The organism is Variovorax sp. OK212 (genome assembly GCF_900112425.1).
Lineage (GTDB): Bacteria > Pseudomonadota > Gammaproteobacteria > Burkholderiales > Burkholderiaceae_C > Variovorax.
This window is the reverse complement of record NZ_FOLP01000027.1, coordinates 47,600-71,601: the sequence shown is the minus strand read 5'-3', so window position 1 is coordinate 71,601 and position 24,002 is coordinate 47,600. Positions and strand designations below refer to the sequence as shown.

17 protein-coding genes and 3 pseudogenes are annotated in these 24,002 nt (G+C 62.7%); 8 read left to right on the top strand and 12 right to left on the bottom strand.

Annotation, left to right across the window (positions count from 1 at the left end; translation table 11 throughout):
• Nucleotides 1-39 precede the first annotated feature (39 nt).
• Both BM004_RS36600 and BM004_RS36595 read left to right on the top strand, forming a co-directional pair.
• Nucleotides 40-4,368: an amino acid adenylation domain-containing protein gene (locus BM004_RS36600; RefSeq protein WP_256220231.1), complete on the top strand. Its 4,329-nt coding sequence runs from the start codon at nucleotides 40-42 to the stop codon at nucleotides 4,366-4,368.
• 10 nt (nucleotides 4,369-4,378) lie between these two features.
• A complete protein-coding gene (locus BM004_RS36595) occupies nucleotides 4,379-5,311 on the top strand; it encodes an alpha/beta hydrolase family protein (protein ID WP_143072628.1) in 933 nt (310 codons plus the stop codon).
• 199 nt (nucleotides 5,312-5,510) lie between these two features.
• Here BM004_RS36595 and BM004_RS36590 read toward each other — a convergent pair.
• The 3 genes and pseudogenes from BM004_RS36590 to BM004_RS42220 form a co-directional block, all read right to left on the bottom strand.
• A pseudogene (locus BM004_RS36590) lies at nucleotides 5,511-5,887 on the bottom strand (transposase); the annotation flags it as partial.
• A 141-nt stretch (nucleotides 5,888-6,028) separates the two neighbouring features.
• Nucleotides 6,029-6,379, bottom strand: coding sequence for a hypothetical protein (locus BM004_RS36585; protein ID WP_256220230.1), 351 nt, complete (start codon nucleotides 6,377-6,379; stop codon nucleotides 6,029-6,031).
• Between the two features lie 179 nt (nucleotides 6,380-6,558).
• A pseudogene (locus BM004_RS42220) lies at nucleotides 6,559-7,980 on the bottom strand (IS66 family transposase).
• Nucleotides 7,981-8,456: 476 nt separating this feature from the next.
• Between BM004_RS42220 and BM004_RS36570 the strand changes: the two are divergent.
• The 3 genes and pseudogenes from BM004_RS36570 to BM004_RS42215 form a co-directional block, all read left to right on the top strand.
• Entirely contained in the window at nucleotides 8,457-9,722 is a 1,266-nt protein-coding gene (locus BM004_RS36570; RefSeq protein ID WP_093221245.1) for a M20 family metallopeptidase, read from the top strand.
• On the top strand, nucleotides 9,719-10,384 hold the full coding sequence (locus BM004_RS36565; protein WP_256220229.1) for a trimeric intracellular cation channel family protein: 666 nt from the start codon (nucleotides 9,719-9,721) through the stop codon (nucleotides 10,382-10,384). The genes BM004_RS36570 and BM004_RS36565 overlap by 4 nt, the downstream gene beginning before the upstream one ends.
• A gap of 256 nt (nucleotides 10,385-10,640) precedes the next feature.
• A pseudogene (locus tag BM004_RS42215) lies at nucleotides 10,641-10,748 on the top strand (exodeoxyribonuclease III); the annotation flags it as partial.
• A gap of 44 nt (nucleotides 10,749-10,792) precedes the next feature.
• Here the strand turns inward: BM004_RS42215 and BM004_RS41845 are convergent.
• From BM004_RS41845 to BM004_RS36555, 3 genes are all read right to left on the bottom strand, one after another.
• The gene (locus tag BM004_RS41845; protein ID WP_371271201.1) at nucleotides 10,793-10,903 is read right to left on the bottom strand and encodes an SMR family transporter; all 111 of its coding nucleotides are present in this window, start codon (nucleotides 10,901-10,903) and stop codon (nucleotides 10,793-10,795) included.
• Nucleotides 10,904-11,561: 658 nt separating this feature from the next.
• Nucleotides 11,562-12,674, bottom strand: a complete 1,113-nt coding sequence (locus tag BM004_RS36560) for a DNA-binding protein (RefSeq protein ID WP_093221242.1) — start codon at nucleotides 12,672-12,674, stop codon at nucleotides 11,562-11,564.
• Nucleotides 12,675-12,907: 233 nt separating this feature from the next.
• Nucleotides 12,908-13,909: a zinc-dependent alcohol dehydrogenase family protein gene (locus BM004_RS36555; protein ID WP_093221239.1), complete on the bottom strand. Its 1,002-nt coding sequence runs from the start codon at nucleotides 13,907-13,909 to the stop codon at nucleotides 12,908-12,910.
• A gap of 119 nt (nucleotides 13,910-14,028) precedes the next feature.
• On the opposite strand from BM004_RS36555, the gene BM004_RS36550 reads away from it, so the two are divergent.
• Nucleotides 14,029-14,967, top strand: coding sequence for a LysR family transcriptional regulator (locus BM004_RS36550; protein ID WP_093221237.1), 939 nt, complete (start codon nucleotides 14,029-14,031; stop codon nucleotides 14,965-14,967).
• A gap of 428 nt (nucleotides 14,968-15,395) precedes the next feature.
• On the opposite strand, the gene BM004_RS41695 is transcribed toward BM004_RS36550, so the two are convergent.
• The 5 genes from BM004_RS41695 to BM004_RS36530 form a co-directional block, all read right to left on the bottom strand.
• Entirely contained in the window at nucleotides 15,396-15,572 is a 177-nt protein-coding gene (locus BM004_RS41695) for a hypothetical protein (RefSeq protein ID WP_177206737.1), read from the bottom strand.
• A gap of 307 nt (nucleotides 15,573-15,879) precedes the next feature.
• Nucleotides 15,880-16,074, bottom strand: a complete 195-nt coding sequence (locus BM004_RS41055; RefSeq protein WP_143072626.1) for a hypothetical protein — start codon at nucleotides 16,072-16,074, stop codon at nucleotides 15,880-15,882.
• A 375-nt stretch (nucleotides 16,075-16,449) separates the two neighbouring features.
• On the bottom strand, nucleotides 16,450-17,409 hold the full coding sequence (locus BM004_RS36545) for a cupin-like domain-containing protein (protein ID WP_143072625.1): 960 nt from the start codon (nucleotides 17,407-17,409) through the stop codon (nucleotides 16,450-16,452).
• A gap of 1,304 nt (nucleotides 17,410-18,713) precedes the next feature.
• Nucleotides 18,714-20,234 (bottom strand): tripartite tricarboxylate transporter permease, encoded by a 1,521-nt coding sequence (locus tag BM004_RS36535; protein ID WP_093221229.1) that lies wholly within the window; start codon nucleotides 20,232-20,234, stop codon nucleotides 18,714-18,716.
• A 16-nt stretch (nucleotides 20,235-20,250) separates the two neighbouring features.
• The gene (locus tag BM004_RS36530; RefSeq protein WP_093221226.1) at nucleotides 20,251-20,739 is read right to left on the bottom strand and encodes a tripartite tricarboxylate transporter TctB family protein; all 489 of its coding nucleotides are present in this window, start codon (nucleotides 20,737-20,739) and stop codon (nucleotides 20,251-20,253) included.
• Nucleotides 20,740-20,981: 242 nt separating this feature from the next.
• On the opposite strand from BM004_RS36530, the gene BM004_RS36525 reads away from it, so the two are divergent.
• Nucleotides 20,982-21,413 carry a MarR family winged helix-turn-helix transcriptional regulator gene (locus BM004_RS36525; RefSeq protein WP_093221223.1) on the top strand — a complete coding sequence of 144 codons (432 nt, stop codon included), beginning with the start codon at nucleotides 20,982-20,984 and terminating at the stop codon, nucleotides 21,411-21,413.
• A 277-nt stretch (nucleotides 21,414-21,690) separates the two neighbouring features.
• Here the strand turns inward: BM004_RS36525 and BM004_RS36520 are convergent, their stop codons facing one another.
• Nucleotides 21,691-22,656, bottom strand: a complete 966-nt coding sequence (locus BM004_RS36520; protein WP_093221221.1) for a hypothetical protein — start codon at nucleotides 22,654-22,656, stop codon at nucleotides 21,691-21,693.
• A 155-nt stretch (nucleotides 22,657-22,811) separates the two neighbouring features.
• On the opposite strand from BM004_RS36520, the gene BM004_RS36515 reads away from it, so the two are divergent.
• Nucleotides 22,812-23,915, top strand: coding sequence for an alpha/beta fold hydrolase (locus BM004_RS36515; RefSeq protein WP_256220228.1), 1,104 nt, complete (start codon nucleotides 22,812-22,814; stop codon nucleotides 23,913-23,915).
• Nucleotides 23,916-24,002: the final 87 nt, after the last annotated feature.

Below are 24,002 nucleotides of genomic sequence, written 5' to 3'. Positions count from 1 at the left end.
CGGGTCGCGCCAAGTGCACAGGGGGCAGGAGGCCCTCCCGTGCTCCTCGAGCTGCCGGTGGACAGACCTCGCCGCCCATGGGGCGCGGCGACCAGCATGCGAGCCGAGTATTTCCTGCCCCCGGACCTGATGCAACGCCTACACGGCGCAGGGTGCATGCATGACGTCAGTCTGCAGGCCGTGTTGCTCGGTGGTTTCGTCGCGATGCTGCACCGCCTCACGGGACAGGAGGAAATTGCCGTCGGCATACCGGCGGACATGCGAGTCTGCGACGTCAGGCGGCTGGCGGGTGGCGACGGCTTGGACATCCGGCCGGCAGGCTTCGCAGTCCACATGAAGCTGGGGTTTGTAGCCTTGATCCAGGCGTGCAGCACCGCCATGCAGAGGCCGCCCGATGCACGGAAGCACATGCGGGGCTCCGTGCCCGGCGGGAACCGCCCAGACCACTGTCCCGGCGATTCGGCCGTTGCGAATGTGGTGTTCAACCTCGAGTCGGCAGCACGCATCGGTACGCAGGCTTTTTCCGTGCCCGACGTGACGCACCACGCCCTGCAATGTGCCAAGTGCGACATCGAGCTGTTCGTGAATTTGCGGACATCCGAGGGTGGCCTGCTGATCGAAGCGCAATACAACGCAGACCTGTTCGACGAGGTCACCGTGTTGCATTGGCTCGAAATGTTGCATTGCATCCTGGATGCCGTCACTCGTGAGCCCGCGCAGGAGCTCGGCCAACTCCAGGTTTTGTCCGCACGGGCGGCCGATGCATTGCGTGCGTTGCAGCCGGAACGGGTGCCGCTGAAAGGCAATGCGTTGGCTCATGCGGGGTTTCTGGCTCGGGTACCGTTGCAACCGGATCGGCCTGCAGTCCGCGACGGCACACGACGCTACGGCTATGGCGAGCTCGACCTGCAATCCAACCGGCTGGCCAGAGCACTTCGCGCGCGTGGCGTCGAACGCGGCCAGCGCGTGGGACTGTGCCTGGAGCGCAGCCTGGAGATGGTCGTGTCGATGCTCGGCATCCTCAAGGCCGGCGCCGCCTATGTGCCGCTCGACCCGGCTTTCCCGCAGGCGCGGCTCGACCACTACGCAAAAGACGCCCGTCTCAGCTTGATCGTCACGAATTCAGCGATTTCGACCACCCCTCGTCACTGGTGCCCGGATGCCGCTGGCCGCGTCTTCGAGATCGACGCGGACACCGACTGGCTGAGGCAATCCAATGAAGCCCTGCCGCAGTCCGTGCAGGATGCGGGTCCCGAGGACGCTGCGTATGTCATCTACACCTCGGGTTCGACGGGTGTGCCGAAGGGCGTCATCGCGCATCACCGCGGCGTCGCGAATCTGCTGCAGTGGATGCAGAAGGAGTCGGGAGTCCATAACCATGACCGCATCGCAGCGGTCACGACGTTGTCGTTCGACATGGCAGTGCCGGATCTTCTGCTTCCTCTGGCTGCGGGTTCCGAGCTGGTGATGGTCCAGCGCGAGGTCGCAAGAGATGGTGAACGTTTGGCCGCTGCGCTCAAGGACGAAGGCATCACTCTTCTGCAAGCCACACCCGGAATGTGGCAGGCATTGATAGACGCGAACTGGTGCGGAGCGCCCGGCTTTCGAGGATGGACAGGGGGGGAGACCTTGAGTCCGCGCCTGGCACTCGCTTTGTGCGAACGCATGAAAGACTTGTGGAACGGCTATGGCCCGACCGAAACAACGGTCAAAACGACCGCATGGCGCGTCCAGCCCGAAGAAGTGTTGACGCGCGGCGTGTCGATCGGCACGCCGGTCGACAACACCGAGATATGGATCCTTGACGCCCTCCTTCAGCCTTGTCCCATCGGAGTACCCGGTGAGATCTGCATCGCAGGGGAGGGCGTCACGATCGGATACCTCGACCGTCCCGAACTGACGAGGGAGCGCTTCGTCACGGTTGACATTCTTGGTGTGCAAAAGCGCATTTATAGGTCAGGCGATCGAGGTCGATGGCGCAACGACGGGGTCGTTGAACACCTTGGACGGATCGACTTTCAGCTCAAGGTGCGCGGGTATCGCATCGAGCCGGGCGAAATCGAGGCCCGCTGCTGTGAAGTGGCAGGGGTATCGCGCAGTGTCGTTGTGGCGCGCGAGGACAGCCCGGGCGACGTCCGGCTCGTGGCCTATCTGGCCTTGGCGCCCGGCGCCACCTTCGACGCTGAATTGCTCATGTCACACCTAAAAAAAATCCTTCCCTGGTTCATGCTGCCCCAGCATGTGGTCACGCTGAGCGCGCTGCCGACACTTCAGAACGGAAAGATCGACCGAGCGTCTTTGCCGGCGCCGCAGGCTTCACCCGCCAAAGCCGGTGCATCCAGCACTGCAACCCTCGATGACGACGAGCGCAGAGTCCTTGCAGCCATGGAAAAAGTGCTCGGCGTGTCCGGTCTCGATCCGCATGCCGATTTCTTCGCGTCCGGCGGTCATTCGCTGCTTGCAGGCAGGCTGACGGCGCGGTTGAGCCGGGATTTCGAAGTGACGCTGCCGCTGCGGGCCGTCTTCGAGGCGCCCACGGTCGCGAAACTGGCCGCGCACATCCGGTCCCTGAAGCGAGCAGGCGTCGGACTGGACGCGCTTATTGCGCACACACCCGGTCGCACCAGCGCACCGATGACGGTTCCTCAGCAGCGCATTCATTTCATGGAGTCCCTGATGCCGGGACGCTCCGTCTACAACTTAGCTTCCGCGCAGCGTCTCACCGGAAGGTTCAACTTCGCATTCTTCGAAGATGCGCTATGCCAAATCATCAGTCGTCAGCCCTCGCTGCGTACACGATTGGAGACCGACGAGCAGAGCGGCCAGCCCGTCCAAGCCATCGATGCAAAGGTGGCGTTCAAGCTACCTTTCGTCGACCTGCGCACACTTCCGGGAGATCAGCGTGAAGCCGAGCTTTTGAAGCAGATGCAGGCGCTCGCCGATTCGCCCGTAGACCTCGCTCGCGCGCCGATGGCGCATGCCGCGCTGTACCGGATCGACGAGGAGGAGCACGCCTTCTTGTTCGTGCCGCACCACCTGATCTGGGACGGATGGTCTTTTGATCTGATGCAACACGAGCTTGCGACACTCTACGACGCTGCGGAGCGTGGTGAGGCCAGCAGTCTTGCTCCGCTCACGACCACACACGGAGACTATGCGCAGTGGATGGAGCACTGGATGAAAGGCCCGGCCTGCGAGGAACAACTTGCGTTTTGGCGCCAACGGCTGGCGTCGACGAAGACAATCCGGCCGCTGTGCAGCGACCTGCCGCGTCGCGCCGGCAAGAGCGGCCAAGGCGGTGCCCACTGGTTCCAGATTGATCAGCAGAAATCTGAACGGTTGCGCCTGATGGCCCGGGAGCTGGACGTGACGCTGAGCATGCTCACGTTCGGCATCTACGCGCTGACCATTGCGCACGTGACTGGCAACGACGCCATCATCATCGCCAATCCAGTGCGCGGCCGCCTGCAGCCCGAAACAGAAGATGTTTTTGGCTTCTTCAACAATGTGTTGCCGGTGCCACTGACGATCGACCATGCTCAACCACTGAGCGAGTTCATGCGCTACGTGAAAGGCGAGTTGCTTTCTGCGATGAATAATCAGACTGTTCCGTTCGAGCGCTTGATTGAGAACGCGAAGCCGGCGAGTCAGAATCGTGGAGCAGGCCCGTACCAGTCGATGTTTTCGTTTCAGGATGCCCGAGAGCGCTCGCACACCGTGGGTAGCCTGAAAACAAAGCACATGCATCTCGCGCAGCGAGGGGCCACCGACGATGTCGGCGTGTGGCTGGTACACAAGGCTCACGGCCTCGAAGGCATGCTGATCTACAACGCGGACGTCTTTCTTCGCGAGACGGGTGCTCAGTTGCGAGAGCGCTACATCGAAGTCCTTGAGCGGGCGCTCGACTCACCCAACGCCACATTGGCGCAGATCGTGAGCGCTGAAGGTTCCTCCAGTGCCACCTACCTTCGCAAACTGTCCATGGACGGCAACCCTGCGGGCATAGATTCGACGAGGAGACCCGTTGTGCGACGCCCTTGGCTCGACGCTGAGCAACTTCCGCTCGGTCAGGTCTGGGCGGAAGTGCTTGGCATCGACATCGCGGACATCCGCGAAGACGACAACTTCTTCGAACTCGGCGGCGATTCGCTGCTGATGCTGCGTGCCGTAGATCTCGCGCAGCGCAAGCTTGGGCTGATCATTTCGCCACGTCGCTACCTCTTTGAATCTATCGGGCAGCTCACGAGCGTCGATGCTTCCGACGAGGACGCACAAGCTCAAGCCGACGTTGCCATCAGCCGTACCGTGGAGGCCCGAAGGATGGGTTTTTTCGGGCGCACGTTGGGCAACTGGTTCCGCAGAACCTGAGAGGACAAAGATGGAAAACATCACGCAAACGCCCGTGCGTTTTGGCGCGGGCGAGGGGCTTTTTGGCATGCTTACGTCGCCTCGCGATCAAACGTCGAGCCCAACCGCCTGCCTTATGTTCAACATGGGTGCGAATCACCGGGTAGGGCCGCGCCGTATCAATGTCAAGCTTGCGCATGCACTGGCTGCCGAAGGCGTGAGCAGCATGCGGTTTGACTTGGGTGGTATCGGGGACAGTCAGCCTCTAAAAATGTCGCGCAGCGTGCAGGCCCGGGCCGTGCATTGCATAAAAGCTGCCATGGATGTCGCGCAGGAGCAGTTGGGTGCACGGCAGTTTGTGATTGTCGCCATGTGTTCTGGCGTTGCGCAGTCGATGCAAGTTGCCGTCGAGGACCCGCGCGTGATCGGGCTTTCACTGTTTGATGGATTCTCGTTTCCCGAGTGGCGGGCGCGTCTCCAGCGTAATGTGCGCCGAGCTTTCGCCGTATCCTGGCATCCCGCATTCAGGGGCAAGGCTGTTCGCTGGCTGCGGCGCCGTTTCACGAACGACGAAGCCAATACCCCAATGCCGGACATCTTTCCGGAAGAAATCTCGCGCGACGAAAGCTTGATCCGGACTCGGCAGCAGCTTCAACAACTGGTCGACAGACGCGTGGGAGTTCAGCTGCTGTATTCTGGATCGCTATGCGCGAATGATCGCGGCTTGGATCAACTCGGACTGTTGGCCCGCGAGCCTTTCGCTCACTTGCTGGACTATCGGTTCATGCGCGACGTCGATCACACCGTGTGCACAGCGTCAGGTCAGCAGATCTTTCTGAAGACCGTGGGGAACTGGGTCACCGATCGAGCGTTCAAGGGCGAGGCCGGGCAGTGTGAACTCGCCAGAGGCTTGACCGAAGCCGGGCTGAAGTTCTCTCCTGGGTTGGCCGTACCATCGCAATGAAAGCATTGCCGTTCATCGTCGTCGAGGATCGGCAGAACGCAGCGCTGGCCGCCTACAAGGAATCGGCTCTGCGCGCCAGCGAAGAACCCAATGTTCTGTCCTCGACCGACGCTAGACCAGGCTACGAGCGCTTCTGCGAGCTGTACACCCATCTTTCCACGAACTCCGGCCCGGGAGGGCGGACAAAAGTTGGACTGGTTTATGCCGCAAGTCCAAGGCTCACCCGGTACTCGATAGGGCTGAGAGAGCCAAGGGAGATCTTGAGCCGCTTCTCGTTACACCAGCGGATGTACGAGTCGACAGCCGCGATGAATTGCTCAATGGTGGCGTTCTTCCAATCCCGAGGATAGAACAGCTCGTTCTTCAGCCGCCCGAAGAAGCCTTCGCAAGCGGCGTTATTAGGTGAGCACGCTTTGCGGGCATCGAGCGCGTGAGGTTCGCGCCGCTCATTCTTGATACCCAACCCGGCCAGCGGTAGTGGCCGCCCCGATCGGAGTGAACCACAGGCCGGTCAGTAGTTTCGGCCACTGTCTCGATGGCTGCATCCAGCATCGTGTTGACCAACTCGGCGTCCGGCGAGGCAAGGTCGTTCGCATCATCAATGGGGATGCCAAGGCACCGTGCCCGCTGGACCGTGTCAACCGGCAGTTCCGGGCCGAGCGGCCGAACCAGCGTGAGCGTCCAGACCTCCCATCTTGACGCCGCAGCTGGGCGCCACTACGCCCTTGCCGGCTGTGCATTGACGGAGGTGATGCACTCGACGAGGTTGAGTGCGGCCAGCAGCAAGGACTTCTCGGCGTCCGTGCGAACCTTCAGCAGGTCGTTCTCGCCGAGGTAGCCGTAGGCGTAAGCGAGCAGGTGGCGCTCGGGGTGTTCGGTGTAGAACTGCGTGACCACCTTGGCAGCGAGCTCGGCAGGCAACCCGTCGTTGAACCGCATCCGCGCGGTCAGGCGCTCCATGCAGGCCTCTTGCGGGTCCATGGTCACCATGTCCCAGCGGTGCCGGCTTCGCTTCATCGCCTGGAACGCAACGAACAGGACTTGCAGCGCGATCTCGACCTCCGGCATGCATGACGCCCATGCGTGCCAGCACCAGGACCGATCCGAGCAGGTTGGGTTGTGCAACGAAGATCTCATCGCCCAGCCGCACCTTGCTGTCATGACCGAGGGCCTCGACATCGATGGTCGCCCGCCCCACCATTTCCATAGTCAGTCGTCCCACGTTCGGCCGCCCTGAGTCCTGTCGGTCAGCAGGCCGCGGACGGCTGCCACCGATGCGGCAGCAGTTCCTCGATGCGGCTGTTGAGCTGCGTCGGCAGGCGAGCCAACACGTCGCGCAAGTGTGTCCATGGGTCGTGGCCATTGAGCCGCGCGGACTGAACCAGGCTCATCACCATGGCCGTGCGTTGGCCAGCCAGTTCGCTGCCGGCGAACAACCATGCCCGGTGCCCCATGCCCCACGGTTTGATTTGCCGCTCGAGGTGGTTGTTGTCGATCGCAACTGCGCCGTCGTCCAGGTAGCGCGTCAGCGCGCTCCAGTGGCCGAGCGTGTAGTCGATGGCGCCCGCCACGGTGCTGCCGCCCGCGACCAACCGTCGTTCGAGTTCGAACCATTCCTTCAACTTGTCCCACAGCGGCTTGGCAAGTTGCTGGCGCTTCGCCTGTCGCTCGTCATCGTTCATGTCCTTGAGCTCGGCCTCGACCGCATAAATCCGCGCATAGCGCCAGATCGCCTCGTCGCCGATCGGGCTCGTGCCGTCGCGCGCCAATTCATCGAACTTGCGACGTGCGTGCGCGACGCAGGCCGCGCTGATGCGGTCGGGGTGGATACGGGGATCGAGCACGCTGTCGTAGCCGCCGTAGCGGTCCGTGAGCAGCGTTCCAGACCATCTGCCTCAACCTTGTTGTGCATTGCCCGCAAGGAAGGTCTTCGGGTACTGCGCGCCGCGGCCGAGGCAGAACTCGTAGATCACGCCCGGCACGGCGTCGTGCCAGCTCCTCGCGTAGGCCCAGACGTAGGCTCGGCGCTTCTTGCCGGCACCGGGGTCGAGCAGCTTGACGGGTGTTTCGTCGGCGTGCAGCACGCGGCAGGCGAGGATGAAGGCCTTGTGCACCTCGTAGAGCGGCTCCAGCGCAGCGCCGGCCTGGCCGGCCCAGGCAGCCAGTGTGGAACGCGGCGTATGGACGCCGCTGCGTGCGTTGATCGCCTCCTGGCGGTAGTACGGCAGGTGGTCGACGCCGCGGCTGATGAGCGTGTGTGCGATGAGGCCGCTCGCGGCCATGCCGCCTTCGATCAGCTCCGGGATGGAGGACGCCTGCCTGAGGACCTGGCAGCAGCGGCAGGCCCATTTGCCGTAGATGTGGCGGTGGACGAAGAACTCGGCCGGCACGATGTCCAGGCGCTCGCTCATGTCCTCGCCGATGCGCGTCATCGGGCGGCCGCAGCCGGGCTCTTGGCAGTCAGTGCTGTCGGGCTCGTGGCGGTGCTCGACGCGGCGCATATGCTCGGGCAGAGCCTGACGGCGCGGCTGACGAGGTGCTTCCTTCGGCTTGGCCTTGCCGGCGTCGGCGGCCGCTGCTTGCAGACGCAGTTGCTCTAGCTGCGCGCGCAGGCTCGCCTCGTCCTCGGCAATCGTCTCCTCGACCAGGCGTCGCTGGTCGGCGTCCATCGCCTCTGAACTGGCGCCGCCCCCACGCCGCCTGCCGAAACGTGCTGTCGCGTCGATCAATGGCTTTCGACCAAGTCGAGCGCAGCGGCGCAGATAGCACATTCAGCGGCCGCTTTGGGAGATTCCGAACTTCGGCAACGGGCCGATAGCGGCGCCGATCGGCCGAATTCGGCAGCCTTCTTTCATCTGATTGCGTAACTGAACCTGGCCATTTGCAAAAAATTCGTGGTGCAGCGACTCACTGCTAATACTTCGATTCACGTGCGGCTCTTCTGGCCCTGTTTATTTTCTGGTTTTTTTGTCGGACTGACTATCAAATTGCCACCGAGCGCATTGCCGCCACCGCATCCGCAGCGCGATCGGCACGACGGCAAAGGGCCCGAATTTGTTATCGCCGTGCCGGGGCCCTACTATTCCCTCCAGCATGCTTTCTGTCGGACTTCGTTCACCCTTACGCCGTCACTTCTGGATCCACCATGAATGCTCTCACCCAAGCGCTCGGCTCCGCCGAACCCACGCTGATGTCCGAACTCGAAGCGCTCTACCAAGACCTGCATCGGCACCCCGAGTTGTCCATGCAGGAGGTTCGCACTGCGAAGATCGTCGCTGACGCAATGCAGGGCCTGGGCTATGAGGTGACGCGTAACGTCGGCGTGACGGGCGTGGTCTGTGTGATGAAGAACGGCACTGGCCCAAGCGTGATGCTGCGCGCCGACATGGACGCGCTACCGATGGCCGAGAACACCGGGCTGCCCTATGCCAGCAACGTGAAGGCGCGCGATGCGGACGGTGTTGAGGTCGGCGTTGCGCACTCCTGCGGCCACGACATGCACGTGACCTGGATGGTTGGCGCCGCGCGCATTCTGTCCACGAACCGTACCGCCTGGCGCGGTACGCTGATGGTCGTGTTCCAGCCCGGTGAAGAAACCGCCGAAGGCGCCAACGCCATGGTGGGCGACTGGGGTGAAGGCCGCTTCCCGAAACCCGACATCATCCTGGGGCAACACGTGATGGTCGGTGCGGCCGGCACCGTGAGTTACCGACCCGGCGTTACCTTGTCAGGCGCAGAAAGTCTGAAGATCAAACTGTTCGGGCGCGGCTCACACGGCTCCCAGCCGCAAACCTCGATCGACCCAGTGATCATGGCCGCCGTGACGACGCTGCGCCTGCAGACCATCGTCTCACGGGAGATCGCGCCGTCGGAGCCGGCCGTGCTCACGATTGGCTCGCTGCAAGCCGGTACCAAAGAAAACATCATCCCTGACGACGCCACCATCAAGCTGAACATACGCACCTTCAGCGAGGACACGCGCGAGTACATGCTCAAGTCCATACGCCGCATCTGCTGCGCCGAGTGCGATGCCTCCGGTGCCGAGCGGCCGCCCGAGTTCACCACCATCAACCGCTACCCGATGACCGAGAACGATCTGGTCGCTACGCAAAAGCTGGCGAAAGCGTTTGGTATTCAGTTTGGTGAGAACGCCTCGCTGGCGCCCGGTCCGGCTTCGGCCAGCGAAGACTTCAGCGTCTTCGGCCGCACTTGGGGCGTACCCTATGTGTTCTGGTTTGTGGGCGGCACTGATCCGGCGGTGTACGCCAAAGCCCTGCAGGACAAGACCGTCAACAAGATTCCCAGCAACCACTCGCCGATGTTCGCGCCGCAGATCCACCCGACGCTGGAGACCGGCTTGCAGGCAATGCTGACCGCCGCCAGCGCGTGGCTGTGCGAACCCAGCGCATGAACGTCCACGAATTGGCCCTTGCCGGCCTGAACGACCACCGCCTGTTCACCGCCCTCGATCTGGCAGGCACCTTCGCCTTTGCCATCAGCGGTGCAGTCGCGGCCCGAGACCGCGGCCTGGACTGGTTCGGCGTCGTGGCCATAGCGTTCACGGTCGCGTGCGGCGGCGGCGTGCTGCGCGACCTGTGCATCGGCGCGGTGCCGCCAGCTGGCCTGTCCGATTGGCGCTACCTCGCCGTCGCGCTGCTGGCGGCCTTGATGACGATCGCCGCAAGCCCGCTGGTCGTCCGCCTGGCGCACCCGGTTGTGCTGTTCGACTCCATAGGCCTGGGTCTATTTGCAGTCACCGGTGCGCAGAAGGCCCTGATTTTTGGCCACAACACGGAGGTGGCCTTGTTGCTGGGCGTGGTCACGGCCGTGGGCGGTGGTGTGATGCGCGACGTGCTGCTCAATCGGGTGCCGGTAATTCTTCAGCGTGAAATCTATGCGTCGGCGGCGCTGGTCGGTGCCAGCATCGAGGTGATTGGCCAGAGCCTGGGATGGTTGTCCAGCGGGCGCACCTGGATCGCTTTGGCCACCTGCTTCGCGCTGCGTTACCTCTCGCTGCGCTACCAATGGAATCTGCCGCGTGCTTTTCAACGCGAGGGCGAAGCTCCAGACTAGAGACCGTGCAAGGTGCCCCGCCACGGTCGATGACGACTTCACGCTTTGATCTGACACCCGCGCCAACGTGGAGAGAGACAAAAGACCCGCAGTACCGAATGCTGCAATCACCATGACGCTGCGTCAGTGGATGCAGGGTCTTTGGAATGATGCAAAAAGGGGCGATCTACCCGGCAAATCCACGGTCAATCACTCACCTTGAATTCCTAATGGAAAACCTGGGTTGGTCTGTATGTTTTTGTCGCACCGGCTACCCCTGGCGACGCCGGCTGTGGCGGGGCTTGCCCGCAGTGAACACATCTACAAGCATGTGAAATTCTCGGACCATGCGTCGATCACGGTGGACTACGACTTCCAGATTTGATTGGGTGACGTGACGGACTGTTTGGGCCCACGGCGGACGGCTGTTCACCGCCACAGGCGGGTGAAGCCATCGGCATAGCGCAAGGCGATGGTGCCGACCATTTCGGCGGCGATGCTGGCTGCAAGCAGCAGCCAAGCGAGTGCTTGGAAATGCATGGGAACCCCTGTCTCGGACCCTGCGCTGTACCGGACAGGATCGGGAGGAAACAGAAGCGGTACCCCGAACCCGCGAATTGTAGAAAGAAGTCGTGACGGCTCAGCTCACAAGGGTGCGCTATGCCTGTCGCTCGGCCCCTGCCAAGTAGCCCATCAGCACCTCGACGATGGAGTGTTGGACGGCGCCGGGCGTGAGTTGCTCTGGCACATTGATCTGTAGCCGTCGGTGACGGCTGTCGGGCGACGCGAACTTCGGCTTCGGTTAAGGGTTGTGCAACACCTGCCCTCAGGCCGTCGTCATGCTCGGCATCGAGGTGTCACACGGGCAGGTGTCGGACAACCCTTAACGCCAGCAGCCGGTCGCACAGCTACAAAGCGGTCGCTGAAACCGTTAGCCGACATGTGCCCATGCCACAAAGTCTCAAATTTTGATGCCCATTTCCACAAGTCCGAGCTCTTCACGAAAAACATCGGGCTCTCTCGGAGAGCAGCTGTTCTGCGGTTTCGCCTTCGCCAAGTGATCGAGTACAAGCGAGGCGCGATCATCTTGTGCGATCGCCCGGGCTTGGAACGTGCCGCATACGGCTGTATTTGGCCGACCAAAAATAGTACCGCCAGTTGCTCGAGCGTCTGAAGCCTTAGGCGCCCGACACCCGGCTCAGCGCTTGCGCGGCGACCGCGCTGGGGCACTGATTGCGTTGACACTGGCCTTGGGCGGGGCGGCTGTACCCATCGCGCGTTGCAGCATCTGTCGCGTGGCCTCATGCGCTTCTGTTTCCCGGGCATGCAGCGCGTGCATCTCCTGCAGCCGTGCAAGGGCGTGACCGAGCTCTGCGTGAGCCAGGGTGAGGGTACCCGTCTGCTCGCGCAACTGCTGCTCGGCGCTGGCCTGCGCATTCGACGCGTCGGTGGCTGCGGCGCGCGCTGCCACGGTCTCGGCCTTCGCGGTTGCACTCTCGGTGCGCGCGGCGCGCTGCTCCTCAGCGAGCTGATCTCGTACGGCGGAAAGCTGCTCGGCAGACTTTGCCAGTGCAGCCTGGTCGCGGGTCGCGGACTGGAGGGCTGCCTGCGCGGTGCGCTTGGTTTCCTCGCGCGAACGGTCGACCTCTGCAAGGAGACGGCGTTCGTTCGCGATGTGCCGTTCTTCGGCCTCAAGCGCTAAGCGGTCTCGTGCAACCAAGGCGGCGGCGTGTTCCTCCTTGAGACGATCCCTCTGGGTGCCGGCGTCGTCGAGCTGTTTGCGCAGCTTCTCGGCCACTTGGTCTACGGCCGCGGCGCGCTGGCTCGCCGCCTCCAGTTGCTCACGCAGCGTGGTCACGGCGTGCTGCGAACTCGCGAGTGCCGCTTCCAGCTGGCTGCGGTTGCTCTCGAAGGCTTGCTCTCGGGTGCGCAATGCGGCGGCCGCTTCCTGCAGCAAAGCCTCCTCAAGCTCAAGCTGTCGGCGGCCGGCCTCGCTTTCTTGGCGAAGGGATTGGTCGGCCTCGGCGCGGGCCGATTGCCAAAGCTGCGTGGCCGCGCACAGGATGGGCAGAGGGACTTGTTGGCCAGCCTCGTCGTTGGATGCGGCTCCGGGGCCATTGAGCCCATTTCCGAGTCTTTTTCCGAGCGTTGCGAACCAGCGCTCGACCATCGGGCCCACCGTGTTCGGCGAACCTCGGCCCAGGCGCTGGCGAATCCTTTCGATCGTCGGGCGTTGCCCCTCGATCAGGATCGCATCGGCCGCACCCCAGACCTGGGCTTGCGTGATGCCCCTCGAACTATCCATTTCCATCTCGGCGCTCTTTCGTTACTCTCACCAACGATAATCGCAATTTATCGAGACTACGGTTATGGCTCGCTCGTGCAGCAGGAGCCGCGGCGTTCACAGCCGGCTTTGACGGTGTCTCGACGCGAAGCATGCTGATTCGGGGACGCGCGCCATGGATCGCCGATCCCGCCTCATTGCTACCAGGCGATCAGCGGCTGGTAAGCCCCATTTCACGGCAGGCATCGACGGACTGTCGGTCAGCCCCCACCGAGCGAAACCACGACCTTGCCGAACGCGCCGCGCTGCAGTTGCTCGAAGGCCGCCGGCACGTCCGCAAAGCCGTAGACCTTGTCGATGACGGGCTTCAGCCTGGTCGCGTCGATGGCGCGGACCATGTCCTGCAGCGCGCGGCGATGCCCCACGCTGATGCCTTGAAGCACCGCCCGGCTGCGGATGAAGTCGATGGCCTGCGTCTCGACGCTGCCGCCTTCGATCACCCCGATAAGCGAGATCCGTCCGCCTTGCGCCACGGCGCTCAGCGAGCGGGCGAGGTTGGTGCCGCCTACCGTCTCCAGCACGTGATCGGCTCCGCGACCCTCAGTCAGACGCCTGACTTCGGCTGGCCAGTCGGCGTCGCGTGCGATGACATGCGAGGCGCCGAGCGCCAGCGCCTTGTCGCGCTTGCCGGCGCCGCCGGACACGACGATCACCGTCGCGCCGTGCATCCGCGCGAACTGCAGGCCGAACAGCGCGACGCCGCCCGTGCCATGGATCAGCACCGTGTCGCCGGCCTTGAGCGAACCTTCCTCGAAGTAGGAGAACCACGCCGTCAGTGCGGCGCAGGGCAGGGTCGAGGCCTGGTCGGCATTCAGCGTTCGGGGCGCCTCGACGGCCCATTGCTCGTCGATCAGCACATGCGAGGCGAGCGCGCCCGGACCGGGGCCGCCGAGCGAGAAGGTGCCGGTGGGCGTCTTGCCGTCGAGCCAGCCCGCCACGAAGGTGCTGATGATTTGCTCGCCGCCTTTCCAGCGTGTCACGCCCGGTCCCACGACCTCCACGACGCCGGCCAGATCGGAGCAGGGCGTGAAGGGCAGGGGCGGCGCCCACGCGTAGGTGCCGCCCGTGATCATCAAATCGCGGTAGTTCAGTGACACCGCCTGCGTGCGGACCAGGATCTGCCCGAGGGCAGGCGTGGGCTTCGGGGCTTCGACCTGTTTCAGGCTGCGCAGGTCCAGGGATTCGATCTGCCAACGTTGCATCGTTCTTGTCATTGCGGGCACCACTTTCAATGGATGTTGTGGATGTGCTTCATCCTATTGGTGCGCAACCTTCCCTGGTGGATCGTCTTTTTCGCTAGATCAGCGAATACAATTCGCCAATGAGCGAACCCCTGGACGGCATTGAAGTCTTCGTGGCGGTGGCCGAGGCCGGCAATTTCTCCGTGGCGGCCGACAAGCTGAAGCTCACACGGTCCGCGGTGAGCAAGAGCGTGGCCCGGCTTGAAGCCCGGCTCGACACACGGCTCTTTCACCGCACCACGCGCAGCCATGCGCTGACGCAGCAGGGGCACGCCTACTACGAACGCTGCCGGCGGGCATTGGCCGAGTTAGCAGCTGCGGGCGAAGAGCTGGAGGCCGGGCGGCAGGAACCCGTCGGGCGCTTGCGGCTCACCATGCCCGTCATCATCGGGCGGCTGCTGATCGCGCCGCTGCTGTTCGAACTGGGGGAGCGGTATCCGCAGCTGAGCTTCGACATCGCCTACAGCGACCGGCGGGCCGACCTGATCGAGGAGGGCATCGACCTGGCCATCCGCAGCGGCGTGCTTGACGACAGCACCACGCTGGCGGCGCGGCCGCTGGGGCGGCAAGTGATGGCCGTCTATGCGTCACCCGGCTATCTTGCGAAGCATTCACGGCCGACCTCGTTCGACGATCTGCTGGTGCAACGCGAATCGCATCGCTTCGTGGGCTATGCGCGCCAGGGGTGGCGACAGCCCTGGCGCTTCGCCTCCGCCGACGGCGCCGCTGCATCGGTCCCGTTCGAGGTCGAATCGCGCTTCGTCTGCGATGCGCTCGACGTGGTGATGGACGGCGCCGTCGCGGGCTGGGGTCTGGCGCGCGTGCCGGTCTGGATGGCTGCGGGCCACGTCGCCGCGGGGCGGTTGGTGCGCGTGTTCGACGAGCCCGAGCCCTTCGGCTACGAGCTGCATGCGGTCTGGCCGCGCATGCGCACCCTCCCCATGAAAGTGCGCGTGGTGATCGACACGCTGCTGGCGCGGCTTCCCCATTCGATGGCCGCCGCAAAAGCCGGCGAATGAGCGCAAGCTGTTGGAGTCCCCTGCGCTTGGGCCAGTATGGCTCCGAGAGGGCAGATCGTGGCGTATGGCCACCTCACGGTGAGGCGCGCTCGGTGCCGGCACAAATCGTCCGCCGAGAACGGCCCAAGCGCGTGGCTCAAAGTTGTCTGAGCGCGATTAAACTTAACATAAGACACATAGTAGCTTTCGGCAAGCTCCGGTGATCTACAAGAAACGTGAATGAAGACGTTTCGACCCGACAGCAAAAATGGACGTGATGGGTTGACTCTGCCGGCGTTCCTCACAGCGACGCCGACGTCCGCAAACCGGACATTGGAATTCTTCACGCCAGCGTCCACCATCCAACGCGCGCAGGCCATGCTCAGAGCTACGTAGAGCAGCGTGGTGCGTTTTCGACGATTCGTCGGACGGACGCTACGCGTGCCAGGTCAGTACGCGCCCAATGGCTCCGGATTGTTGAACCGCTTGTAGCGCGCAGCACCTAGCAGGTGCCCGAACGGCACCTTCAGCGTGTCGCGCAGGTCCGATTGCCCCAGCGCTGCGGGCGAAACCTCTAGTGCCCTTCGCAGAAAGCGGTTCGCCTGATCTACCTGTGCATGGCGCATGGCGCCGGGTGACTGAGGTGTAGAACGCCACCCCCAGCGACACCGACACGCCGTCATTGGCCGTGACCCAAGGTGGCTCGGAACGAGTCAGGTGCGGCATGGTGCTTGGAAAGTAAATGCCACCGCCCGGCGTGGTGTCAAAGTGGAAGCCGCGCGAGCGATACTCTTCTTTCAGGCGCACGCCTTCGAGCGTTCGTCCGACGATGAAGTCGTCCACAGCCGGCGCACCCACGACCGTGCGGTCGTTTCGGTCCCACACGCTCATAGTCTTGCGACCATGGGCTGCAGCCAGAAGTCGTTCTCGCGGTCAATGTGAAACGGCGTGATGGAGGGTGGCGCCGACAGGAAGATAAAGCCCGTTACCAGGAAGATGCCTGGCTTCTCGCTCGATCTCAGAGCGCACCGCGTCGATGATCTGGTGTAGCAATGCAGCGTACACGGGATGCGTCTCGATGTTGCAGAGCGCCACCCAGGACTCCGGCTCGTGGATGCGTTCGAACACTCGTGGATGCTCTTGCCGAGTGGATCCTGGGCATCGTGCTCGAAATTTGATGCCTGCGTGATGCCCGGGCGCACGAAACGGCATTGCTTCAACGGGGCCAGGTACTTGGCAAGGTCCGCCAGCGCCGATAGCTGCAACAACGGATGCTCGTGGAAATTGAGCCTGAGTGGGCTGATGTGGTTGAGGCTGAAATCCGACTTGTTCGCAGGCCAGATACTGTGGGACTCGGATTGTTGTCTCGGTTCGACCCATGCGCCTGATTGAGCGTCGCGTGCTGCTGTGAAGGCGAATTCTGGATAAGCATTCGTATAACTCTGTCGTTGTCTAGATGGGGTCGATTCAAAGGCGCATGGGCCACTGGCAGCGGAATTGTCCCTAGGCCCGTTGCCGCAGCTGTTTGGCCCACTTGAAGGGCGCGGCAAGGCGAGACACGCCGGAGTAGAGAAGCTCGTCATGGGTGCGCGGGTGCGAGGTCGACAACGCACGCATGAATTTGATTTTCATGCCATCAGCAAGCGCGGATTCGCCTGGGGCTCGGGGGCGAAGCCCGAGCTTTCGCATGCAGTAGTTCGCTTGGTAGACGTGCCCACGCTCCTCCATCTCCGGCATCGAAAAGTACACCGACAGGCTCACTGAAACGTCATCTCGGTTCCGAATCCGATGCGGTGCCAGCGGCGGATGATGCACACCGATTCCTGGTTTGAGCAGGAAAGCGGTCGCGGCTTGCTCGAGCTCCTCGCGGTAGATGCCGGCGACTGGGTTGTGGCGGTAGAAGTCCTCGATCTCAGGCGCGGTGAGGCTGCCGTGCTCTCGGGGATACAGGTGCAGGTCTTTCTCCCCACTGATCTGCATGAGGAAGTTGGTCTCGTGGTCGAAGTGGTAGGGCACGGCAAGGCCGGGCGCGCTCATGAACACCGATAGGCTCCCCCAGGTCATCTGGCTTCGCACCGGAATCTCGATGATTTCCTCGATGTCGGCCAGCAGCAGGTCGAACAGGTCTGCATATTCAGGGTCCATCTCGTCGATGTAGTGGAGTGCCACCCACTTCCCGTTTTCGCCAATCTGCTCGATGCTTTCCCGAAACTGCTTTTTCAGTTGCTCGCGCGGCACCCTCAGCTCGCAAGGCGTGAAGTAGCGCTTGTAGTGGTCACGGTCGAAGGCGCGCTCGGAAAGGCGCGCCAATCGCTCGATGGACAGAAGAGGATGACTGGACAGGGAATGCTGAAAGGCGAATGGCTGGACATTGAGTTGTCCCCACGCCCGTGCGTCGCCATGGCGGATCAAGCCAGACGCGGAATGCCGACCCAAGTGCGGGTTTCGCAAGCAAGGAATCATGCTGATGTCTCCGATCGTTATTCGTTGGAATTTGGAGACTAATCGTTACTAAAAGCGCGTCTATAACCTTCGGGATGAACGTTTTTGCAACATTTGCAACAATCACACGCGAGACGCTCGTGTACTTCGGCGCCGTCCAGCAGCAGGCGCGACGAGACGAAACCACCTGGGAGCACGGACGACGGGCGGCTCGCCCGCTGCATGTCGAGAGCAAGGCGGCAAGTTACAGTGGCGCCCCGCTCGGGCGTCACTGAATTCATTCGAGTGTGGCGCCAGCGCAGGCGGCAGCCGACCATCGCCGCGTCGGCTTCCGCTCCTGACTCGTCGCTCAATCGGCGTCAAGGCGGGTGCTTCGACCGTTGCTTGCATTGCCACCTCAGGCGCGCATGCTGGCGCGCGGCCTCCATTTCGGGATGCGGGCGCCTTACCACGCGCTGCCCTCCCGGCTACTACGTCACCTGCGCACCAAGAGAGCCATTGACCGGGCTCTTCACCTAGGCGTTGCCCCCACGCCCAAAGCAGTTCCTTCAGCACGAATAGCCCAAAAGAGCGAAACGTGTTCCGAGCGCCTCACATAAAAGCAGGATTGATGGGGCCGACGCGTCGCGATCAACTCACGCCCAAAAGAATGACGAGGCACGACGATGAACAAGGGCACCTATCACCGACCCACTACCACCCTCAAGCTACCCTATGAGACGAGCCCAGATGCGGAGCTGAGCGCGCTTAGGGCGGCAGGGATTCCAGTCAACGACTTGGGCGTCGCCACGACGGGATTTCTGCACGTGCGAACGACCAGAGACTACCGTTCGCGCATCTTTCGATGGTTTGACAACACAGGTTCAGAGAGCCCTCCACTTCGGTGCCCTTGTCCGTAGTGTCAGCGCGGGACCCGTCGCCCGCTCAGCCCAAGCCCGTCAGACCTGGTGTGCACCACAGGCAGTTCGAGTGCAGCACACGTGGGTCAAGATCCTGCACGCCGCGCAGGAACGAACGCCGACGATTTCGCGCCTTACCTCGATACGGCCATGCGTGATTGGGCCGAGGTGCTTGCTGGAGACCTTGCTCCCGCCCCCCAAGCGGGCGCAGCGCCAAAGCATCATGCGACGCCTGAAACACCGGCAGGCGATGAACGCGGCAAATAAGAATTGGCGCCCGATCAAAGCGCAGCGCCCTCTGTCATCTCAATGGTCGATCAAAGAATGTTCGCCCGCGCCATCCTGAGGCTGGCAATTGCACTCGGTCGAACGCAGAAGCGTACGTCCTCCCGACTTGAGCTGACAAGCCATTTGAATCGACGTGAGCTATGAGCTTTCTTCCACGAACGCTTCCTCACGCTTGGAACGTATAGAAGGCAGCAGCACGATCAACATCAGGATGACCGCGGCAACCAGCAACCCCGCCGAGATCGGCCGCGTCACGAACACGCTCCAGTCACCGCGCGACAATAGCAGCGCGCGGCGCAGGTTCTCTTCCATCATCGGCCCGAGGATCAGGCCCAGCAGCAGCGGCGCGGGCTCGCATCCCAGCTTGATGAAGGTATAGCCCACCACGCCGAAGATGGCCACGAGCCAGATGTCGAAGACGTTGTTGTTGGTCGAGTACACGCCGATCGCGCAGAACAGCACGATGGCCGGGAACAGCCAGCGATAGGGAATCGTCAGCAGCTTGATCCACAGCCCGATGAGCGGCAGGTTCAGAATCACCAGCATCAAGTTGCCTATCCACATCGAGGCGATCAGACCCCAGAAAAGTTCTGGGTTGCTGGTCATCACCTGGGGGCCGGGCTGGATGTTGTGGATGGTCATCGCGCCTACCATCAGCGCCATCACCGGATTGGGCGGAATGCCCAGCGTGAGCATCGGGATGAACGAGGTCTGCGCGCCCGCGTTGTTGGCAGCCTCCGGCCCAGCCACGCCGCGGATGTTGCCCTTTCCGAAAGTGACCTCGCCGGGTTTGAGCTTGATCTTCTTTTCAAGTGTGTACGCAGCGAAGGCGGACAGCAGTGCCCCGCCGCCAGGCAGGATACCGAGCGACGAGCCCAGCGCAGTGCCGCGCAGCACCGCGGGAAACATATGCTTGAAATCTTCTTTGGTTGGCATCAGGCCCTTGACCTTCGCTGTGAACACTTCGCGCTCATCTTCCGGCCTGGCCAAGTTGGCAATGATCTCCCCGTAGCCGAACACACCCATGGCGATCGCGATGAACCCCAGCCCGTCCGTTAGTTCCGGAATGTCGAAGCTGTAGCGCGCCACACCGGAGTTGACGTCAGTGCCCACAAGCCCCAGCAGCAGCCCGACCATGATCATGCAGATCGCCTTGATCAGCGAACCCGATGCCAACACCACGGCGCCGATGAGGCCGAGGATCATCAGCGAAAAATACTCGGCCGGACCGAACTTGAAGGCGATCTCCGTCAGCGGCGGCGCGAAAGCGGCAAGAATCAGCGTGCCCACGCAGCCTGCGAAGAACGACCCCAAGCCGGCCGCCGCGAGCGCAGGCCCTCCACGTCCTTGCTTGGCCATCTGGTGGCCGTCGATCACCGTGACCACGGAAGAAGACTCTCCAGGCAGGTTCACCAGGATTGCGGTGGTCGATCCGCCGTACTGCGACCCGTAATAGATGCCCGCCAGCATGATCAGCGCCGCTACCGGCGGCAGCGCGTAGGTGGCAGGCAGCAACATGGCAATGGTCGCCGTCGGGCCGATGCCCGGCAGGACACCGATCAGCGTACCCAGCAGACAACCGATGAATGCGTAGAGGATGTTCTGCAACGACACGGCCGTTGCAAAGCCGAGCGAGAGATTGTTGATCAAGTCGGTCATGGCGCTCGCTCCTAATTCAGCCGCTGATGAAGGTCGGCCAGACCTGGAACTGCAGTTTCAGGCCGACGATGAAGGTGAGGTAACTGCCGATGGCCAGAACCGTCGCGAGGATCAGCGAGAGCTTCATCGAGAAGTTTGCCCCCGCCATGCAGGCGACGACGACGAGCGCGTAGATCGCGACGATCAAGCCCATTGCCGGTAGTCCGATGTTGTGCAGCCCCGCCAGCAGCACGCCGAACAGCAGGTTCGCGCCGATGACGAAGCCCAGGGGCTTCCAGGCGATCTTTCCGACAGGGTCGCCGTCGGGCGTCTTCAGCGTGAACGCGCTGGCGGTCACCACCAAGCCCAGCACCGTGAGCAGGGTCCCGATGATCAGTGGGAAATAGCCCGGTCCCATGCGAGCCGCACTGCCCACGTTGTAGTTGTTGGCCCCGATCGCAAAGGCCGCTCCGACACAGGTGAACATGACGCCGGAGAAGAAAGTCTTCTGGCTTTGGATCCGCATGGGCAATTTCTCTTTCCGATGAATGGAGTTCGCCGCGCGCTGCCGCTCGACAGCGGCACGGGACGAAGGAGGAATGCACGCAACAGGCAGCGCTCGGGGCGCTAAGCCCCATCAGTCAGGTTGCAGACAGGTACCTCATGCTATGAGGTTTAATAGATCACACTGTGAGTAATTACCCTCTGTGCGCCTGGGCGCCACTGCTACATTGACCGCCTCGAACAAATAACACGCGGAAAATGTCAATGGCCAGTCAACAGCGCAGCATCGAGAAGCAGCGCCTCGAAGCGCTCTCCGACTTCAGATTCAGGCTGCGCAGCTTCTTGCGCTTCAGCGAGGATGCCGCGCGCGCAGAAGGCGTCACCATCCTCCAGTACCAACTGATGCTGCACACGCAGGCCTTTCCCGGCCGCGAATGGGCTACGGTCAGCGAGATTGCTGAGCGTTTGCAGGCCCAGCTTCACGGCGTGGTCGCGCTTGTTTCGCGATGCGAGGAGGCTGGCCTCGTCAAGCGAAAACCCAGCACGACGGACCGGCGGCAGGTCGAGGTTCACCTCCTGTCGGTGGGACGAAAGAAGCTGGAGAAACTTGCGCGTCTTCACCAAGACCAGATCGGGAAGTTGGCCGAGGTAGTGTTGCTCGCCGGCAGCCCCTCAGGCCATGATGTCGAAACCTGAAGCGGTAACGTGCACCATGTACGCGCCGCATTTCAACGGCGCTCTGCGGGACAACGCCGCATGTCCTCGCTCTGGACCAAGCGTTCTGAACCAAAGACCGCCGAAGTTGCGCGGATTCCCCTGGGCCTCCTGCTCCGGTGCGACCGTTCCGCACATGTGATGAGCGCTCTGATCACGACGGCAGCCCGCCGATGTACCCCTTGAAGGGGTGTCCGCTCTTGGCAACAAGACCGACGCGTCCATTCGCATCTCAGAGTAGTTGATGCCGGGCGAAGCGTCAGTGCGGCGTTGTGCGGGCAGGCACCGCGTAGCTCAACGGACCCAGCGCCGCTTGGATGCGAGCCGACTGCTCCGCGCTGACCAGTTTCGCGAGCGCCTCCTGAAACCGTGGCTCCAGCGCACCGGAGACGATGTACTGCCAGCGATACGCCTTCAACACGGTGGCGTTCACCTGCTCGGTACGTGCACGGTCCCAGCCCATGCCGCAGACGCTCAGAAAATACGCTGCATCGGCCTTGGCCTGGCCTTGCAAGATCCCATCGACGCCGCCGACCAGGGAAATCAGGTCGTCCACTGCCAAGTCGCGCTGCACTTCACTCGTCAGCTTTGAGTCTTCACGCTCCCACTCCAGTTCGTCGATGATTGCGTGTTGGGACTCTTCTTTCCAGTGGAACAAGAAAACGTCCTTGAAGAGTGGCGACAGATGCTCGGCCGCATCGATGCTGGCGCGGTAGTGAGACTGTGAGAACAGCTCGATGTGACAAGTCAACGCGAGCACAGCCCACGTGCACTTGCCGAGCACGAATGTGGCGACGTCGTTGGGGACTACATCGAAGCGGTAGCCCACGGGCATGTGAGCACCCGCCAGCAGTTCCAGCCGGCGGAACAGTTCCTGGTGCTTGAGTTCCTCGTCGGTGAAGCGCACGATCGCTTCGAGCGCCGTCTGATTGCCCAGCCAGTGATCGCGACTGACCTCCAGCATCTTTGCACCGATGAATCTTTCGACCAGACCGAACATGTTGGCGTAGGTGCGGCCCTGGACTTGGCTCAGGAAGCGATGCTCGGCTGGCGCCAGATATGGCAGCTCATCGGCCAGCGACAGGCCGTCCGGCAGGAAGATGTGCGCCAAGTCGAAGGTGCGCCCGCGAATCACGTCGCGGTCGATGTCCCAGCGCACGCGTTTGGAGGCGTCGATGGTTCTGGCATAGCGCGCGATGTCGGGCGTGGCGGTGCAGGTGGTCATGGCGATTCCTTTGAAACGATCCGTCGTGTCGACGTCGATAGAGCGTCTACCTCTGCGGGTTCGCAAGCATGAGGCGCATGTCCCAAGCACGTGGCCCGCGCATGCCGCAGGGACAAAGCCATAGGACATGCGTCCCAGACGCGAGACAATTCTGCATGCCCTCCCCTTCGACCATGCCGCCAAAACTGCGCCAGAGCTTGCGCTTTTGCATCGGCGCCGATGGCACGCGCATTGCCATTGCGTCGATCGGGTCCGGGGCGCCGTTGGTGCGTGCGGCGCATTGGCTCAGCCATGTGGAGCATGATCTGCACAGTCCTGTCTGGGGGCCCTGGCTTCGCGAACTCGGACGAGGTCACCAGTACATTCGATACGACCAACGGGGCTGCGGCCTGTCCGATAACGCCGTAACCGATTTCTCGCTCGACGCTTGGGTCGGGGATCTCGAAGCCGTGGTCGACAGCATGGCCCTGCGCCGCTTCCCGCTCATCGGCATGTCGCAAGGTGGCGCCGTCGCGGTGGCTTACGCAGTGCGGCATCCCGACCGCGTGTCGCACCTGGTCCTGGCCGGCGCCTATGCACGCGGCGCGCTGCAACGTGCCAACAACGACACGCAGCGGCTGGAAGCCGAGACCTTGGTGAACCTGATTCGCGTGGGCTGGGGACGCGACAGCGCCGCCTTTCGACAGGTGTTCACCAACCAGTTCATTCCTGGTGGCACGCAGGAGCAACACCAATGGTGGAACGAACTCGAACGTTTGACCGCAAGCCCCGAGAACGCCGCTCGCACCCTCGACGCGTTCCATCGGGTGGACGTGACTGAGTTGGCACGCCAAGTGCAATTGCCCACGTTGGTGCTCCATGCGCGAGGCGATGCACGTGTGCCATTCGACGAAGGCCTGCGGCTGGCGGCACTCATCCCGGGCGCGCGCTTCGTGCCGCTGGACAGCGACAATCACGTTCTGCTCGACAGCGAGCCGGCGTGGGACGTTTTTCTGGCCGAGGTCCGAAGCTTCTTGGGTTCCGCTCCGGCGGATGCCTTGAAGCCAAATGGCGACGGGGAACTGACGCAGGCAGAGCGTAGTGTCCTGCGCCTTGTGGCACTCGGCCTGGACAACCGAGCGATCGCACGACAACTGTGCAAGAGCGACAAGACGGTTCGCAACCAGGTATCAAGCATCTTCGCAAAAATCGGCGTGCACACGCGCTCGGCGGCGATTGTCCACGTGCGCGATGCAACGCCGCGATGGAACGAAGATTGATGCAGTCTTCAATAGTCCGGTACGTCGAGGATGCAGTCGACACCACCCAGGAGCGTTGCGGCCAGTTCGCGAGGACGAAGGGAAGGC

Excerpts from the sequence above, each read along its gene's own strand:
- BM004_RS36595 (WP_143072628.1), top strand. The coding sequence starts at position 4,379 with ATGGAAAACATCACGCAAACGCCCGTGCGTTTTGGCGCGGGCGAGGGG.
- BM004_RS36585 (WP_256220230.1), bottom strand. The coding sequence starts at position 6,379 with ATGCCGGAGGTCGAGATCGCGCTGCAAGTCCTGTTCGTTGCGTTCCAG.
- BM004_RS36570 (WP_093221245.1), top strand. The coding sequence starts at position 8,457 with ATGAATGCTCTCACCCAAGCGCTCGGCTCCGCCGAACCCACGCTGATG.
- BM004_RS36565 (WP_256220229.1), top strand. The coding sequence starts at position 9,719 with ATGAACGTCCACGAATTGGCCCTTGCCGGCCTGAACGACCACCGCCTG.
- BM004_RS41845 (WP_371271201.1), bottom strand. The coding sequence starts at position 10,903 with ATGCATTTCCAAGCACTCGCTTGGCTGCTGCTTGCAGCCAGCATCGCC.
- BM004_RS36560 (WP_093221242.1), bottom strand. The coding sequence starts at position 12,674 with ATGGAAATGGATAGTTCGAGGGGCATCACGCAAGCCCAGGTCTGGGGT.
- BM004_RS36555 (WP_093221239.1), bottom strand. The coding sequence starts at position 13,909 with ATGCAACGTTGGCAGATCGAATCCCTGGACCTGCGCAGCCTGAAACAG.
- BM004_RS36550 (WP_093221237.1), top strand. The coding sequence starts at position 14,029 with ATGAGCGAACCCCTGGACGGCATTGAAGTCTTCGTGGCGGTGGCCGAG.
- BM004_RS41695 (WP_177206737.1), bottom strand. The coding sequence starts at position 15,572 with ATGCGCCATGCACAGGTAGATCAGGCGAACCGCTTTCTGCGAAGGGCA.
- BM004_RS36545 (WP_143072625.1), bottom strand. The coding sequence starts at position 17,409 with ATGATTCCTTGCTTGCGAAACCCGCACTTGGGTCGGCATTCCGCGTCT.
- BM004_RS36535 (WP_093221229.1), bottom strand. The coding sequence starts at position 20,234 with ATGACCGACTTGATCAACAATCTCTCGCTCGGCTTTGCAACGGCCGTG.
- BM004_RS36530 (WP_093221226.1), bottom strand. The coding sequence starts at position 20,739 with ATGCGGATCCAAAGCCAGAAGACTTTCTTCTCCGGCGTCATGTTCACC.
- BM004_RS36525 (WP_093221223.1), top strand. The coding sequence starts at position 20,982 with ATGGCCAGTCAACAGCGCAGCATCGAGAAGCAGCGCCTCGAAGCGCTC.
- BM004_RS36520 (WP_093221221.1), bottom strand. The coding sequence starts at position 22,656 with ATGACCACCTGCACCGCCACGCCCGACATCGCGCGCTATGCCAGAACC.
- BM004_RS36515 (WP_256220228.1), top strand. The coding sequence starts at position 22,812 with ATGCCCTCCCCTTCGACCATGCCGCCAAAACTGCGCCAGAGCTTGCGC.